The following is a 15,481-nucleotide window of genomic DNA, read 5'->3' on the forward strand; positions in this document are numbered from 1 at the left end:
GAGGAACGCACGCCCACAGCGGGGCAGCGCGGCCAGCAGGGCAGGCGGCGGGCACACCGATGGAGGGGTGGCCGCAGGTGCGGTCACCCCTCCATCGGTGTGCTTGTCAGTGGCCCTGTTCGTCCTGACGGCGCTGCCAGCGTTCCTCGATGCGGTTCATCATGGAGCGGCGCTGCCGACTCCCCCGCGCGTGCGGGGCGCCTCCCGGAGTGGGCTGCTCCCCGGGCTTGGGGGCCTTGCGCCAACCGGTCACGGCCAGGACCGCGCAGCCGAGCATGACGAGGAACCCCACCACGCTGATCCAGATCTGCTGGGCGACCATTCCGGCCATGAGGAGCGCGATACCCACCAGGAATCCAGCGACCGCCTGGTAGACCCGTCGTCGGGTGTACGTACGCAGCCCGCTTCCCTCGAGCGCTGTCGCGAACTTGGGATCTTCGGCGTACAGCGCTCGCTCCATCTGCTCGAGCATTCGCTGCTCGTGCTCCGAGAGCGGCACGGAGTCCTCCTCATCGTCGGTCGCGGGGGCGACCGGTATGCGGCCCTTTCAGGATAGGCAGGGATTCGTCCCCGTGAAACCCGCCCTCAATGCCAATTCGCCGATCGGGCCGCCATGCCGGTTCGGCTGGTGAGGCGTTGATTCCCCGTCGTCCGAACCGTCATGCCGGATGGTGTCCTTCGATCATACGGGGAACCTGGCGGGATCGGGGCGGCTGTGGCGTACTCCATCTGCCGCTCAGGCGCTGTTCAGGGCCCTCGGCCGGGTCAGCCGCGCTTTTCGCCCAGCACGTGCAGCTGGGTGGCGACCGAGTGGAACGCGGGCAGCTCGGCGGCGGCGGCTTCCAGCCGGTTCAGGGCGTCGAGCGCGCCGGGCTCGGCGTCGACCAGGACGCCGGGCACGAGGTCGGCGAAGACCCGCACGCCGTGCACCGCGCCGACGTCCACCCCGGCCGCCTCGACGGCCTCGGTGAGCTGCTCGGCGCTGAAGCGGCGCGGCACCGGGTCGCCGTCGCCCCAGCGGCCGTCCGGGTCGCTCAGGGCGCGCAGGGCCTGGTTGAAGTGGCCGGCGAGGGCGCGGGCCAGCACGGCGCCGCCGAGACCCGCGGCGAGCAGGCTCAGCACACCGGCCGGCCGCAGTGCCTCGGCGGCGCGGCGCACGCCCTCGGCGGGGTCGTCCACGTACTCCAGCACGCCGTGGCACAGGACCGCGTCGAAGCCGCCGGGCTCCACCACGTCGAACAGGTCGTGGATGTCCCCCTGGACGCCGCGCACGCGGTCGGCGACACCGGCCTCCGCGATGCGGCGCTCCAGGGCGAACAGGGCGTTGGGGCTGGGGTCGACCACGGTCACGCGGTGGCCGAGGCGGGCGACGGGCACCGCGAAATTGCCGCTGCCGCCGCCCGTGTCCAGGACGTCGAGGGTTTTCCCGCCGACCGCTTCGGCCCTGCGGTTCAGGGCCTCCTCCAGGACGTCCCACACGACGGCGGTACGGAGGGAGGCACGGGGGCGCTGCGGGTCGGACACGGCAGTTGACTCCTCGGTGACTGTTACGAACGGTCCCAGCCTATGGCCTCCGGAGCCGTCCTCGGTCGCGGTGCGGGCCGCAGCGTGAGCAGCCGCTCCACGAGGCGGAGGAACATCGCGACGTCGCGGACGAGGTCGTCGGCGTCACGCGGGGACGCGGCGCCGCGTATGCCCGCCTCGGCGCGCGCCCTGCGCTCGGCGCCCGCGGCGAACAGGGCGCTCCACTCGGCGAGCTCGGGAGCCGTCTCGGTGAGGATCTCCCAGGCCGTGCGGATCGGGCGCCGACCGCGCCGCCGGGTGTCGGGGCGGCCGCGGACGGCCAGGACGGCGGCCGCGGTGCGCAGGGCGGCCAGGTGGGCTGTCGCGTACCGCTCGTTGGGGTCGTCGAGGGTAGTCGCCTCGGCCAGGCCGGCGTGCGCCTGGGCGAGCAGGTCGAGGGCGGCGGGCGGGGCCGATGAGCGGCGCGGCACGGGATGGACGTCGCTCGCCATGACGGACCTCCTGTCGTGGTGTGACGGCACATGCACCATCTGCCCCCATCGTGCGGGCCGCCACTGACAATCGCGTCTGACCTGCCGTTTTGCCGCGACCCGACGATCACCTGTAGTTTTTGAACTGACTGGTCAGTTCAAATGAGCTTGGGGGGTTCGTGGGAAGCGCGGACAACGGGGCCGGCGCCGCCGGCACGGACGCGGCCCGTCGGGGCGCGGCCGTCAGAGCGGAGGGGTTCGGGGTGAAGGGCCCGCGCGGCTGGGCCTTCCGGGGCATCGGCGTGGACGCCGCTCCCGGCAGCCTCGTCGCCCTGGCGGGGCCTTCCGGGTCGGGCCGTACGTGCCTGCTGCTCGCCCTGACCGGGCGGATGAAGGCGGCCGAGGGGTTTGCCGAGGTGGGCGGGGTGCGGCTGCCGCGCAAGATGGCCGCCGTACGCCGGTTCAGCGCCCTCGCGCACGTACCGGGGGTGAGCGACCTGGATCCCGCGTTCACCGTCGCCGAGCACCTGCGGGAGGCCGCGCTGCTGCGGCGCCGCTTCGCCGGTTCGCCGCTGACGCTGCTGCGGCCGCGCTCGGGGCGGGCCGCCGAGAACCGCCGCCGCGTGGAGGCCGCCCTGGAGGCCGCCGGGCTGGACCCGCAGACGCTGCCGAAGGGCGAGCGGACGTCCGTACGGGACCTGGAGCGGCTGGAGGCCCTGCGGCTGTCCGTGGCGCTCGCCCTGCTGGGTGAGCCCCGGCTGCTCGCGGTGGACGACACGGATCTGAAGCTGGGCGACGCGGAAGAGGCGGCGGCCTGGTCGATGCTCCGCTCCGTGGCCGACAGCGGCGTGACGGTGCTGGCGGTCTGCACCGAGGTACCGGACGAGGCCGACGTGGTGGTGCGCACGACGGCCACCGGCCCGGACCGGACCACCGCCCCGGCCCCGGCCTCGGCGGCCGAGCCGGACACGGCTTCCGCCAAGGCCAAGGCCAGGGCCACGGGTGCGGACGGGGACGCGGACGCGCGCCCGGACACCGCGGTTACTGCCGCGCCGGGCCCCGCCCCGGCGGGCGGCGAGGACGCGGACCCGGCCGCGGAGGCGGACGGGCGCGGCGCCGGCGTCGGGCCCGGCGCGGCATCCGGCGGGGCGGACCGCGCCCCCGCGCAGAAGGCCGGCCCGCGCGACGGGGCCGGCGAGGACGACGACGAGGAGGGGGCGGCCGATGCGATCGCCGAAACTGGCCGCGCTTGAGCTGAAGCGGTTCGGGCGGGGGAAGCTGCCGCGCGCCGCGCTGGTCGCGATCCTGCTGCTGCCGCTGCTGTACGGCGCGCTGTACCTGTGGTCGTTCTGGGACCCGTACAGCAGGCTCGACCGGATACCCGTCGCGCTCGTCAACGAGGACAAGGGCGCCACGACCGACGGCAAGAGAATCAACGCGGGCGACGACCTCGCCGAGGGCCTCAAGGACAGCGCCGTCTTCGAGTGGCACGAGGTGAGCGACGCCGAGGCGCGCGCGGGGGTAGAAGACGGCCGCTACTACCTCTCGCTGACGATGCCGGAGGACTTCAGCGCCCGCATCGCGTCCAGCTCGGGTGACGCCCCGGAGACGGGCGCGCTGCGGGTTCGGACGAACGACGCCAACAACTACATCGTCGGCCAGATCTCCCGCAGCGTGTTCTCCGAGGTCCGCACGGCGGCGTCGACGAAGTCGTCCCGCACCTTCCTCGACAAGATCTTCATCTCGTTCTCCGACATCCACGACGCGACGGAGAAGGCGGCCAAGGGCGCCAACGACCTCAAGGACGGGGTCGGCGAGGCGAAGAAGGGCGCCAAGAGCCTCGCGGACAACCTGGGGAAGGCCAAGAACGGCACCTCCGACCTCGCATCCGGCCTCAAGAAGATCGACTCCGCCGCCGGGCAGCTGGAGACCGGCAGCCGCAAGGTCGCGGACGGCACCCAGCAGCTCGCCGACAAGGTCAACGGCGTCGCGCCGAAGGTCCGCCCGTACCTCCGCGACAACGGCAAGCAGATCGGCGACGCGGCACGGCTCGTCGCGGACAGCTCGCGGGCGGCCCGCAACAGCCTGGACACGATCGTCCGGCTCGGCCCCGGCGCCCGCACCCGCGCCCACCAGGCGTCCGACGCGCTCGACGCGCTGTACGCCAAGCGGTGCGAGGGCGCGCCGGTCACGGACACCGAGCTGTGCGGCGAGCTGAAGAAGGCCAAGGTCGCCGCCGCCGACGTGGCGGTCATCGGCGACGACATCCACGCGCTGGCGCAGGACGGCAACGGCGACCTGAAGAAGCTCGACGCCCACCTCGCCGACCTCCAGCGCAAGGCGGAGGCGCTCGGCAAGCGCGCGCCGACGCTCAGCCAGGACGTCGACTACGCCATCGCCCGCATCAACGAACTGAACAGCGGCGCCCACCGCGTCGCCAAGGGCATGGCCGACCTGCACGCCGGCATCACCAAGAGCAAGGACGGCGCCGTCCGCGTCGACTCCGGGCTCGGCAAGATCAAGAAGGGCGCCAACGACCTGGACGGCGGCCTGTTCAAGCTGGCCGACGGGTCCACCGAGCTCGCCAGCGGCCTGGACGAGGGCGTCGAACGCATCCCCGACTACGAGAAGCCGGACCGCGACCGCCGCACCGAGGTGATGGCCGACCCGGTGAAGCTCGCCTCCCAGTCGCTGCACAAGGCGGAGAACTACGGCACCGGCTTCGCCCCGTACTTCATCCCGCTGTCCCTGTGGGTGGGCGCCATGGTCGCCTACATGCTCATCCAGCCGATGAACCGCCGGGCCCTCGCCGCGGGCGCGTCCGCCTGGCGGATCGCGTTCGCCGGCTGGCTGCCGGTCGCGGCCATCGGCCTCGCCCAGGTGGCGGCGCTGATGGCGGTACTGCACTGGGGCCTCGGCCTGGAGATGGCCCGCTCGGCCGGGACCGTGGGCTTCCTGGCCCTCGTGACGTGCTGTTTCGCGGCGATCATCCAGTGGCTGAACGCCCGGTTCGGGGCGGCGGGGCGCATCCTCGTCCTGGCGCTGCTGATGCTCCAGCTGACGTCCGCCGGCGGTACGTACCCGGTGCAGACCAGTCCGGGCTTCTTCAACGCCGTCCACCCGTACCTGCCGATGACCCATGTCGTCGAGGCGCTGCGCCGGCTCATCACCGGCGGCCCGCTGGAGCCGGTGTGGCTGGCGTGCGCGGTGCTGGCCGCGTTCACCGCGGGCGCGCTGGCGCTGACGGCCCTGTCGGCCCGCCGCAAGCAGGTGTGGACGTTCGACCGCCTGCACCCCGAGCTGAGCCTGTAGGCGGGAAGGACCCCACGGACCTGTGAGAATCGACGCCATGGACACCCAGAGCACCCGACGGCAGGCCACCCGCACCAAGCTGTACGAGGCGGCCGTCACCCTCATCGCGGAACAGGGCTTCTCGGCGACGACCGTCGACGAGATCGCGGAGCGGGCAGGGGTCGCCAAGGGCACGGTCTACTACAACTTCAAGAGCAAGACCGAGCTGTTCGAGGAGCTGCTGCGGCACGGGGTCGGGCTGCTCACCGCCTCGCTGCGCACCGCCGCCGACGAGACGGCGGCGCGTGGCGGGACCCGCGTCGAGGCGCTGGACGCGATGATCCGGGCGGGTCTGGTCTTCATCGACCGCTACCCGGCGTTCACACAGCTGTACGTGGCCGAGCTGTGGCGCACGAACCGGGCGTGGCAGTCGACGCTCCTGGTGGTGCGCCAGGAGGCGGTCGCCGTGGTGGAGGGCGTCCTGCGGGAGGCCGTCGCGAACGGCGAGGTGAGCGAGGACATCGACGTCTCGCTGTCGGCCGCGGCGCTGGTCGGGATGGTGCTGGTCGCGGCCCTCGACTGGCAGGCGTTCCAGCGGGAGCGGTCCCTCGACGACGTGCACGCGGCGCTGTCGCGGCTGCTGCACGGCCGGGTGAGCGGGCACTGAGCGCAGGGCCGGGCAGCGGGCGGGCACTGCGCGCACGGCCGGTGGGTGGGCGGGCGCCGAGTGCACGGCCGGTGGGCGGGCGCCGAGTGCACGGCCGGTGGGCGGGCGCTGAGCGCACGGCCCGGGAACGGAAGAGCGCCGGTCCGGTGAGGCTCGATCCCCCCGAGCCCCGCCGGACCGGCGCGTTCACCCCCGTGTCCCCCGTACTTCCCCCTGCGGGCGGGTGCGCGGCGCCGGTTCCGCAGCCCCGTGTCGGCGGTGCCGGTGCCGCGCCCCTTCCGTGGTCCCCACTCTTCCGTCCGGGCGGGGCGCGCCCCATCCGCGTACCTACTCATCCGGGCGCCTGAGTACGGATACTCAGCCCGCGCCGGCCCGGCCCCCGGCGCCGCGTCCCCGTCCCCGCGGTACCCGTCCCGCGTCGGGCCGCGGGGGCTCGCGGGGCGGGGCTCCGGGCGGCTTATAGAGTCGCCCGCATGGCACGGATTGCGGTGATCGGCGCCGGGATGGGCGCCATGGCGGCGGCCGCCAGGCTGGCCGTGGCGGGGCACCGGGTGACGGTGTACGAGCGGACGGAGACGTACGGCGGCTCGGTGCGCCGGCTCGTACGGGACGGGTTCGGATTCGACACGGGGCCCGGTCTGCTGCACCTGCCCGCCGTGTACCGGGACCTGTTCGTGAAGACCGGCAAGGAGCCGCTGGAGCGCTGCGTCGAGCTGACGCAGGTGGACCCGGCGAGCCGGCACGTCTTCGCGGACGGCACGGCCCTCTCGCTGCCGAACGCCTCGCGGGCCGGGGTGGTCTCCGCCCTGGACGAGGCGCTGGGGCGGGGCGCGGGCGAGCGGTGGGCGGCGTTCCTGAACCGGGCGCGCGACGCCTGGGACCGCTCGCGGCGCCCGCTGCTGGAGGAGCCCCTGCCGGCGGACGTGACGCCGTTCTCCCGCGACCCGTACCCGGCGCTGAGGACCGGTCTGCTGCGCCGCGGTGCGACGACGCTCGCCGCGGTGGGCCGCCGGGAGCTGGGCGACGAGCGGCTGGCCGCGCTGCTGGAGGGGTACGCGCTGGCGTACGGGCTCGACCCGGCCGCCGCTCCCCCGTCGGCGGCCGTCCTGCCGTACATGGAGCAGACGTTCGGCACCTGGTACGTGCGCGGCGGGCTGCGGGCGCTGGCGGACGCGGTGTACGAGCGGTGCGTGGCGCGGCGGGTCGAGTTCGCGTTCGGTACCGGGGTGACCGGTGTGGTCGAACGGGACGGGCGGGTCGCCGGAGTGGAGCTGGCCGACGGGCGCGTCGTGGACGCCGACCACGTGGTGGCGGGGGCGCCCGTGCCGGCGCTGTACCGGGACCATGTGGTCGCGTGGGAGCGGCAGGACGACTGGCCGCGCTTCCAGACCGGGGTGGCGTCCGGGCGGATGACCGTGTGCCTGGCGCTGCGCGGCGCGCGGGAGGCGGGCGCGGCGCACCGCACGGTGGTGCACTCGGCGGACCCGGCCGGTGAGCGGGCCTCCCTGGCGGGCGGCGGGCCGCTGTGCGCGCGGCCGACGGTGGTGGTGCTGCGGCCGGACGACGCGGAGCTGCGGCCGGACGGCGGCCACGAGGCGGTCACGGTGACGGCGACGGTGCCGGCCGGGGACGCGGGCGCCGGTGATCCGTGGGGTGACGCGGCGGCCGTGGAGGCGTTCGCGGACCGGATGGTGGAGGCCGCCGCCGCGGCGGTGCCGGGGCTGCGGGAGCGGCTGCTGTGGCGTGAGGTCCGTACGCCGGTCCACACCGGGGAGGAGACCGGCAGCCGTCGCGTGCCGGGCCCCGCGCTGGCGGGCGGGGGCGGCGCCTGGCTGCCGGCCGCGAACCTGTCGCCGCTGCCGGGCCTGTACTTCGCCGGGGGCTGGTCCCATCCGGGCGGCGGCCTGGCGCACGCCGGGATGTCGGGCGCCCTGGTGGCGGGCCTCATCGTGGAGGGCGCGGACTTCCGCGGGTCCCGCTAGGGAGCGCCGCCCGCCCGTCCCCCGCCTCGGCGGGGCCTCGCGCGGCGTCCCGTGCCGCCGGGCGGCGGCACGGGCGAGGCGCGTCAGTAGCGGGGCTGCGGGGCCTGGTCGTAGCCGTACGGGGCGGGCGGCTGCTCCGGCGGGGGCGGGAACTGCGGCTCGTTGTCGCGCTGCGGCGGCACCCAGACGCCGCCGGGCGGGGTGTCCGCCGCGTACTGCTGGGCGTACGGGTCACCGGCGTACTGCTGCGGGCCGTACGGGTCGTAGCCGCCGTACTGCTGCGCGCCGGGCATCGGGGCCGCCGTACCGCCGTAGGGGTCGGCGTAGGCGGCGTACTGCTGCTGCGCGCTGTCGGTGCCGTAGTCGTAGGCCGGGGCGTACGCGCCCGGCTCGTACGCCGGGTAGTCGCCGTACGCGGAGGCGGGCGCGGCCTCGGGGGCGGCCTGCTGCGGGGCGGAGGCGCCGTAGACGCCGTACTCGCCCGTGTCGTCGGGCAGCGGGAGCGGCTCGTGGACGGGCGGGGCGGCCGGCACGGGCGGGGTCCGCGGTTCGTCGTCGTACGCGAGCTCGGTGACCTCCAGGGCGGGGCCGTGCGCCCGCTCCTCCCGCGCGGTCCTGCGGCGGCGGCTGGCGCCGGGCCTGCCGCCGATCGCCCAGCCGGTGGAGAAGCCGCGCAGGAACGACAGCGTGACGAGCGTCTGGCCGACGCCGAACGCCGCCGTGCCCGCGATGATCAGGACGAGGGACGACGTCACGACGCCGGCGACCACGCCGAGGAAGCCGAAGAAGGCGAGCAGCCGCCACCGCAGCCGTGCCTTGTACTGCAGCAGTACCTCGCCGAGAAGCCAGAGCGCGACGACGCCGAACGCGATGTAGAGGACCGTCCACCAGCTCCAGTCCATGCCCGCCCCTCTCGTCGGCCGCCGCCTCGGGACCTGAGGGTACGGCCGGTCAGGACTGCTGATGCAGTCCGAGATTCTCGTAGATCTCGAGTGTCGCCGTGGAGTTGTTCAGCGTGATGAAGTGCAGTCCGGGCACACCCTCGGACAGCAGCCGCGCACAGAACTCCGTCGCGAACTCGATGCCCATGGAGCGTACAGCGGCCGCGTCGTCCTTGACCGCGAGGATGCGCTCTTTCACGGCCGGGGGGAAATGCGCGTTGCTGAGCTGCGGCAGGCGGTCCAGCTGACGCACGGCGGTGACGGGCATGACCTCCGGGATGATCGGCGTGTCGCAGCCCGCGGCGGAGACCCGGTCCCGCAGCCGCAGATAGCTCTCCGGCTCGAAGAACATCTGCGTGATCGCGTAGTCGGCGCCGGCACGGCACTTGTCGACGAAGTGGCGGACGTCCGTGTCCCAGTCCGTGGACCGGGGGTGCATCTCGGGGAACGCGGCGACGCCCACGCAGAAGTCGCCCGCCTCCTTGATCAGCCGGACCAGGTCGGCGGCGTAGTGCAGGCCCTGGGGGTGCGCCACCCACTCGCCCATCGGGTCGCCCGGCGGGTCGCCGCGCAGGGCGAGGATGTTGCGGATGCCGACGTCGGCGAACTGCCCCACCATGTTGCGCAGTTCGGCGATCGAGTGGCCCACGGCCGTCAGGTGCGCGACGGGGGTGAGCGTGGTGTCGGCGGCGATCTGCTCGGTGGCCTTCACGGTGCCGGCGCGCGTGGAGCCGCCCGCCCCGTAGGTCACGGAGACGAAGCTCGGGGCCACCGCCTCCACCCGGCGCAGCGCGTTCCAGAGGTTGCGCTCGCCCTTCTCGGTCTTGGGCGCCCAGAACTCGAAGGAGTACGTGGTGCCGCTGTCGAGCAGATCGCGCACCGTACGCGCGCGATCCGTCCTGGTGGAGGGGGTGCCTAGGGCCATACGGGCAGGTTAGCCACCCGGCGGAGGCTCACCCAACCGGAGCAGCCCCTTTCAGGCCTTTTGCCGGAATCTTGTCCAGTGGGCGGACAGGGATCGCCGGCATGCGCCCCTTTGCCCCGGTCCTCGTCCCACTATGCGGACGGCGGGGATCCGGTACGCGGTCGTGCGCCGTCCGGGTCCGGTCAGCGGGCCGCCGGCGGGGCGTCGGCGGCGGCGCGCTCGCGTATCCGGCGCGCGAGGTCGGCCGTGGCGGCGGCCGGGTCGTCCGCCTCCGTGAGGGCGCGGACGACGACGATCCGGCGTGCGCCCGCGTCCAGCACCTCGTCGAGGTTGCCCGCGTCGATGCCGCCGATCGCGAACCAGGGGCGGTCCTGCTTGAGGGAGGCGGCGTACCGGACGAGGCCGAGGCCCGGCGCGTGGCGGCCCGGCTTGGTGGGCGTGGGCCAGCACGGGCCCGTGCAGAAGTAGTCCACGCCGGGCTCGGCGGCGGCCGCGTCGACCTCCGCCTCGGCGTGCGTGGACCGGCCGATCAGCACCTCCCGGCCGAGGATGGCGCGGGCGGCCGGGACGGGCAGGTCGCCCTGGCCGAGGTGCAGCACGTCGGAGCCGGCGGCGTGCGCCACGTCGGCCCGATCGTTGACGGCGAGCAGCCTGCCGTGCCGGCGGCAGGCGTCGGCGAACACGGCGAGGTGCTCCAGCTCCTCGCCGGCCTCCATGCCCTTGTCGCGCAGCTGCACGATGTCCACCCCGGCGGCGAGGACCGCGTCGAGGAACTCCGGGAGGTCTCCCTGGCGCTTGCGGGCGTCCGTGCACAGGTACAGCCGGGCGTCGGACAGGCTCGCGCGGGCGCTGGTGGACATGAGGTGCTCCCCCCGGTTCGGTGCGGCGGCGGTGCGCGGCCGGGGCCCTGGGGCTCCGGCGGCGCACCGCCCGTGTGGTGTGGTGTGTCGGTTTCCCGACCTGTCGGTTTTCGGCGACCGCGCCACGGGTTCGTGCGGCGCGTCCGGCTCCCGGCCTTCGGTGTCGATCGTTCGGTGTCGATCGGGGCGCGCGGCCCTTCCGGACGCGCGCCCTCGCGGGCTCGCGGCCTTCGGGGCGCGGCCCTGCGGCTCGTGAGCGCCGGCGCTGCGGGCTCGCGGACCCGTCGGGTCTCAGGCCCGTGAGCGCCGGGCCGGGCGGGTTCCTGGGCGCCAGGGCCCGTGAGCGTTGGCCCGGCGGGCCTCAGCCCGTGGGCGTCGTGCCCGGCGGGCTCCCCGCTCGCCGGCTGCGGACGCGTGGGCGTCAGCCCTGCGGGCCTCTGGTCCGTGAGCCGGGCTCGTGGGCGTCAGGGCCCGCGGGCTTCCCGGTCAGACGGCCAGCGCCTGGGCGCGGCGCTTCACCTCCGTGCCGCGATTCTCCGCCAGGGCCTGCGCGGGCGTGCCCGGCAGGGACGGGTCCGGAGTGAACAGCCACTCCAGCATCTCCTCGTCGGTGAAGCCGTCGTCCCTGAGCAGGGTCAGGGTGCCGGAGAGGCCCTTGACGACCTTGCCGTCCTTGATGAAGGCGGCGGGCACCTGGAGCGCGCGGTTCTCACCGCGGCGCACGGCGATCAGCTGGCCCTCCTTGACGAGCTGCCGCACCCGCGTCACTTCGACCCCGAGCAGCTCGGCGATGTCGGGGAGGTGCAGCCAGGCAGGGACGAGCGCGTCGATCTTCGTGTCAATCTCGGTCACACGACAAGCCTGCCATCCCGCACTGACAGTGGGTAGCCGGGCCCGCCGTCCGGGCCACGGCGCCGTGTCGGCGGGCCCGCCGGGCGGCCGCGGGTCCGGCAGGGGGACGCAGGACCGGCAGGGGGACGCGGGTCCGGCAGAGCGGCCGCGGGTCCGGCGGGGCCGGCCGCCGTCAGGCGCGTACCGCCGACTTCAGCGGCACCTCGGGGTCCGCGACCAGCGCCGGGTCGACCCGCGCACCGGCCTCGATGAGCCGCCGTCCCTGCGCCAGGTCGCGCGGCCGCCCCACGGCGAGCAGTGCCACCGGGGTGCCGTCGCGCAGCCACACGAGGGACCACGCGCGGTCCGCCGGGTCGCCGCGCCACACGGCCGTGTCGGCGGAGGCGTGGTGGCCCGCGTACTGGACGAACCGGCCGAACTGCTCCGACCAGAAGTACGGCACCGGGTCGTACGGTCCCGTCCCGGCGCCCGCCACGGCGGCGGCGACCGTGCGCGGTCCCTGCAGGGCGTTGTCCCAGTGGTGGACGTGCAGCCGCGCCCCATAGCGGGCCGACGGGAAGGAGGCGCAGTCGCCGACCGCGTACACGTCCGGCACCGAGGTCCGCAGCCGCTCGTCGGCCGTGACCGCGCCGTCCGGTCCGAGCGCCACCCCGGAGCCGCGCAGCCAGCCGGTCGCGGGCCGCGCGCCGATGCCGACGACGACCGCCCCGGCGGGCAGGACGCGCCCGTCGGCGAGGACGACCCGGCCGGGCTCGACCCGCTCCACGCGCGCGTGGCACAGCAGGCGGGCGCCGCTCTCCTCGTACCAGGCGGCCATCGGCTCGGCGGCCTCGGCGGGCAGCGCCCCGGCGAGCGGCCGTGCGGCGGCCTCCACGACGGTGACCGCGCAGCCGGCCTCGCGGGCGGCCGTGGCGAACTCGGCGCCGATCCAGCCCGCGCCGACGACGACCACGTCGTGCCTGTCGGCGAGGACCGGGCGCAGCCGCCGCGCGTCGTCGAGGGTGCGCAGCAGGTGGACGCCCGGCACGCCGCGGGCGCCCGGCAGCTCCAGCGGGACCGCGCCGGTCGCGACGACCAGCACGTCGTACGGGACGGGTCCCGCCTCCGTGTCGACCTCGCGGTCGCCGGGGCGCAGCCCGGTCACCTCGACGCCGAGCCGCAGTTCGACGCCGAGCGCCTCGAAGTCGACCTCGAACGCGGAGCCCTCGGCGTGGCCCAGCAGGTAGGCCTTGGACAGCGGCGGCCTGTCGTACGGCTGGTGGGGCTCGGCGCCCAGGAGCAGCACCTGCCCGCGGAAGCCCTGTTCGCGCAGGGCGACGGCGGTCTGCACACCGGCCATCCCGGCGCCGACGACGACCACGCGCCTGCTGTCCGCGGGGGCGGCTTCGCGCGCGTGGGGCTGCTGCTGTTCCTCGTGCTGCTGCTCGGTCACGGCCACACCTTACGCAGCCGCCGGACCGTCAGACAGCGGCCCGGCGGCGGGCCGTCGGCCGGCGGCCCGACGGGGCGTACGGGGGCGCGGGACCGGGCGCGGGGTGCCGTCCGGCAACCGGTCGCCCCTTACCGGTGTTTCGAGGGTGGGGTTAGTCTGGGCGCGCCAGAACATCGCGGGAGCCCGGCGCACCGGGCTGAGAGGGAGGCTGCGCGGCCTCCGACCGTACGAACCTGATCCGGGTCATGCCGGCGAAGGGAGGGGCTGGACGCCCATGTCACGCAGTACGTCGGACGTCCTCGTCATCGGGGGCGGGATCATCGGCCTGGTCACGGCCTGGCGGGCGGCGCAGCGCGGGCTGCGCACCGCCGTGGCGGACCCGGAGCCGGGCGGCGGCGCCGCCCGGGTGGCGGCGGGGATGCTCGCCGCGGTCACGGAGCTGCACTACGGGGAGGAGACGCTCCTCGGGCTCAATGTGGCGTCGGCGGAGCGCTATCCGGCGTTCGTCGCCGAACTGGAGGAGGCGGCCGGCGCGGACGTCGGCTTCCGCGCGAGCGGCACGCTGGCGGTCGCGCTGGACGCGGACGACCGGGCCCATCTGCGGGAGCTGCACGCGCTGCACGAGCGGTGCGGGCTCGCCTCGGAGTGGCTGACGGGCCGGGAGTGCCGCCGACTGGAGCCGATGCTGGCGCCGGGCGTGCGGGGCGGGCTGCGCGTGGACGGCGACCACCAGGTCGATCCGCGGCGTCTGGCGACGGCGCTGGTGGCGGCCTGCGAGCGGGCCGGGGTGGTGTTCCACCGGGCGGCGGCGCGGCGGCTCACGGTCGTGCGGGGCCGGGCCGGCGGCGCGGTCCTCGGGGACGGCGCGGAGGCGGCCGCGGAGCAGGTGGTGCTGGCCGCGGGAAGCATGAGTGGGCGGCTCGACGGCGTGCCGCGGGAGGTGCTGCCGCCGGTGCGCCCGGTGAAGGGCCAGGTGGTGCGGCTCGCGGTGCCGGAGGCGTACGGGCCGTTCCTGAACCGGTCGGTGCGGGCGGTCGTGCGGGGCAGCCATGTGTATCTGGTGCCGCGCGAGAACGGCGAGCTGGTGATCGGCGCGACCAGCGAGGAGATGGGCTGGGACACGACGGTCACGGCGGGCGGGGTGTACGAGCTGCTGCGCGACGCCCACGAGCTGGTGCCGGGGCTCACGGAGCTGCCGCTCACCGAGACGTGCGCCGGCCTGCGGCCCGGCTCCCCGGACAACGCCCCGCTGCTGGGCCCGTCCGCGCTGCCGGGGCTCCACCTGGCGACCGGCCACTACCGCAACGGCGTGCTGCTGACCCCGGTCACCGGGGATGTGATGGCCGCCGTGCTGACGACCGGGGAGCTGCCCGGGTTCGCCCGCGCGTTCACCCCCGCCCGCTTCGCCCCCGTAGGAGTGTCATGACCGACCAGGTACGCGCCGCGCTCACCGTCTCGGTGAACGGCGAGCCGCGCGAGCTTCCCGCCCCCGTCGCCCTGGACGCGCTGGTGGCGACGCTGACGACGGCCCCGTCCGGGGTGGCCGCCGCGGTCAACGAGACGGTGGTGCCGCGCGGCGCGTGGGCGTCGACCGTCCTCGCGGACGGCGACCGGGTCGAGATCCTCACCGCCGTGCAGGGGGGCTGAGCCGTGGCCGACGACCGTCTCACCATCGCCGGGACCCCGTTCGACTCCCGGCTGATCATGGGTACGGGCGGGGCGCCCAGCCTCGACGTGCTGGAGCGCGCCCTCGTGGCCAGCGGCACGCAGCTGACGACCGTGGCCATGCGGCGGATCGATCCGACCGTCCACGGCTCGGTGCTGTCCGTCCTGGAACGGCTGGGCATCCGCGTCCTGCCGAACACGGCCGGGTGCTTCACGGCGGGCGAGGCCGTGCTGACGGCCCGCCTCGCGCGCGAGGCGCTGGGCACGGACTGGGTGAAGCTGGAGGTCGTGGCGGACGAGCGGACGCTGCTGCCGGACCCGGTGGAGCTGCTGGACGCCGCCGAGACCCTGGTCGACGACGGCTTCACCGTCCTGCCGTACACCAATGACGACCCGGTCCTCGCGCGGAGGCTGGAGGACGTGGGATGCGCGGCGATCATGCCGCTGGGCTCGCCCATCGGGTCCGGGCTCGGCATCCGCAATCCGCACAACTTCCAGCTGATCGTCGAGCAGGCGCGCGTCCCGGTGGTCCTCGACGCGGGCGCGGGGACGGCGTCCGACGCGGCGCTGGCGATGGAGCTGGGCTGCGCGGCGGTGATGCTGGCCTCCGCCGTGACGCGGGCGCAGGAGCCGGTACTGATGGCCGAGGCGATGCGGCACGCCGTGGAGGCGGGACGGCTCGCGTACCGGGCGGGGCGCATCCCGCGCCGCCACTTCGCGCACGCCTCCTCCCCCGTCGAGGGCCGCGCCGCCCTCGACCCGGAGCGCCCGGCCTTCTGACGCCGGGGCCCCCGCCGCGGGAAGCCCGGCCCTCTGACGCCGGGCGCTCAGGGGGTCCGACCGGGGCGTCCGGGCCTGTCACAAGTTCGCTG

15 protein-coding genes and 1 riboswitch are annotated in these 15,481 nt (G+C 75.3%); of the genes, 7 read left to right on the forward strand and 8 right to left on the reverse strand.

Going from position 1 to position 15,481, the window contains the following annotated elements; genetic code table 11:
• Nucleotides 1-106: 106 nt before the first annotated feature.
• The 3 genes from ACSUPT_RS06775 to ACSUPT_RS06785 all read right to left on the reverse strand — a co-directional run bounded on the left by ACSUPT_RS06775 (nt 107) and on the right by ACSUPT_RS06785 (nt 2,015).
• Nucleotides 107-499: a DUF3040 domain-containing protein gene (locus ACSUPT_RS06775; RefSeq protein WP_365729553.1), complete on the reverse strand. Its 393-nt coding sequence runs from the start codon at nt 497-499 to the stop codon at nt 107-109.
• A 266-nt stretch (nt 500-765) separates the two neighbouring features.
• Nucleotides 766-1,524: a methyltransferase gene (locus tag ACSUPT_RS06780; protein ID WP_351965607.1), complete on the reverse strand. Its 759-nt coding sequence runs from the start codon at nt 1,522-1,524 to the stop codon at nt 766-768.
• 23 nt (nt 1,525-1,547) lie between these two features.
• A complete protein-coding gene (locus ACSUPT_RS06785) occupies nt 1,548-2,015 on the reverse strand; it encodes an SAV_6107 family HEPN domain-containing protein (RefSeq protein ID WP_361657482.1) in 468 nt (155 codons plus the stop codon).
• Nucleotides 2,016-2,257: 242 nt separating this feature from the next.
• Between ACSUPT_RS06785 and ACSUPT_RS06790 the strand changes: the two genes are divergently transcribed.
• The 4 genes from ACSUPT_RS06790 (at nt 2,258) to ACSUPT_RS06805 (ending at nt 7,934) form a co-directional block, all read left to right on the forward strand.
• Complete coding sequence (locus ACSUPT_RS06790; protein ID WP_436943699.1) at nt 2,258-3,247, forward strand: ATP-binding cassette domain-containing protein; 990 nt, start codon at nt 2,258-2,260, stop codon at nt 3,245-3,247.
• A complete protein-coding gene (locus ACSUPT_RS06795) occupies nt 3,219-5,306 on the forward strand; it encodes a YhgE/Pip family protein (RefSeq protein WP_436943700.1) in 2,088 nt (695 codons plus the stop codon). Before ACSUPT_RS06790 ends, ACSUPT_RS06795 begins: the two co-directional genes overlap by 29 nt.
• Nucleotides 5,307-5,343: 37 nt before the next feature.
• Nucleotides 5,344-5,952, forward strand: coding sequence for a TetR/AcrR family transcriptional regulator (locus tag ACSUPT_RS06800; RefSeq protein ID WP_351965603.1), 609 nt, complete (start codon nt 5,344-5,346; stop codon nt 5,950-5,952).
• 473 nt (nt 5,953-6,425) lie between these two features.
• Complete coding sequence (locus ACSUPT_RS06805; protein ID WP_436943701.1) at nt 6,426-7,934, forward strand: phytoene desaturase family protein; 1,509 nt, start codon at nt 6,426-6,428, stop codon at nt 7,932-7,934.
• Nucleotides 7,935-8,017: 83 nt separating this feature from the next.
• Here ACSUPT_RS06805 and ACSUPT_RS06810 read toward each other — a convergent pair whose 3' ends face one another.
• From ACSUPT_RS06810 to ACSUPT_RS06830, 5 genes are all read right to left on the reverse strand, one after another.
• Nucleotides 8,018-8,836, reverse strand: coding sequence for a hypothetical protein (locus ACSUPT_RS06810; protein WP_436943702.1), 819 nt, complete (start codon nt 8,834-8,836; stop codon nt 8,018-8,020).
• 49 nt (nt 8,837-8,885) lie between these two features.
• Nucleotides 8,886-9,800, reverse strand: a complete 915-nt coding sequence (gene metF, locus ACSUPT_RS06815; protein WP_351965600.1) for a methylenetetrahydrofolate reductase [NAD(P)H] — start codon at nt 9,798-9,800, stop codon at nt 8,886-8,888.
• Between the two features lie 182 nt (nt 9,801-9,982).
• A complete protein-coding gene (gene thiE / locus ACSUPT_RS06820; RefSeq protein WP_351965599.1) occupies nt 9,983-10,660 on the reverse strand; it encodes a thiamine phosphate synthase in 678 nt (225 codons plus the stop codon).
• A 486-nt stretch (nt 10,661-11,146) separates the two neighbouring features.
• A complete protein-coding gene (locus ACSUPT_RS06825; RefSeq protein WP_351965598.1) occupies nt 11,147-11,512 on the reverse strand; it encodes an Rv2175c family DNA-binding protein in 366 nt (121 codons plus the stop codon).
• 172 nt (nt 11,513-11,684) lie between these two features.
• Complete coding sequence (locus tag ACSUPT_RS06830; RefSeq protein ID WP_436943704.1) at nt 11,685-12,944, reverse strand: NAD(P)/FAD-dependent oxidoreductase; 1,260 nt, start codon at nt 12,942-12,944, stop codon at nt 11,685-11,687.
• 165 nt (nt 12,945-13,109) lie between these two features.
• A riboswitch (TPP riboswitch) is annotated at nt 13,110-13,221 on the forward strand.
• Between ACSUPT_RS06830 and thiO the strand changes: the two genes are divergently transcribed.
• The 3 genes from thiO (at nt 13,219) to ACSUPT_RS06845 (ending at nt 15,389) form a co-directional block, all read left to right on the forward strand.
• The gene (thiO, locus tag ACSUPT_RS06835) at nt 13,219-14,370 is read left to right on the forward strand and encodes a glycine oxidase ThiO (protein WP_436943705.1); all 1,152 of its coding nucleotides are present in this window, start codon (nt 13,219-13,221) and stop codon (nt 14,368-14,370) included. (Overlaps the previous riboswitch by 3 nt.)
• On the forward strand, nt 14,367-14,591 hold the full coding sequence (gene thiS, locus ACSUPT_RS06840; protein WP_351965596.1) for a sulfur carrier protein ThiS: 225 nt from the start codon (nt 14,367-14,369) through the stop codon (nt 14,589-14,591). Before thiO ends, thiS begins: the two co-directional genes overlap by 4 nt.
• A 3-nt stretch (nt 14,592-14,594) precedes the next feature.
• Nucleotides 14,595-15,389: a thiazole synthase gene (locus tag ACSUPT_RS06845; RefSeq protein ID WP_436943706.1), complete on the forward strand. Its 795-nt coding sequence runs from the start codon at nt 14,595-14,597 to the stop codon at nt 15,387-15,389.
• Nucleotides 15,390-15,481: the final 92 nt, after the last annotated feature.

It is taken from the genome of Streptomyces sp. SudanB25_2051 (assembly GCF_964272635.1).
Classification (GTDB): Bacteria; Actinomycetota; Actinomycetes; order Streptomycetales; family Streptomycetaceae; genus Streptomyces.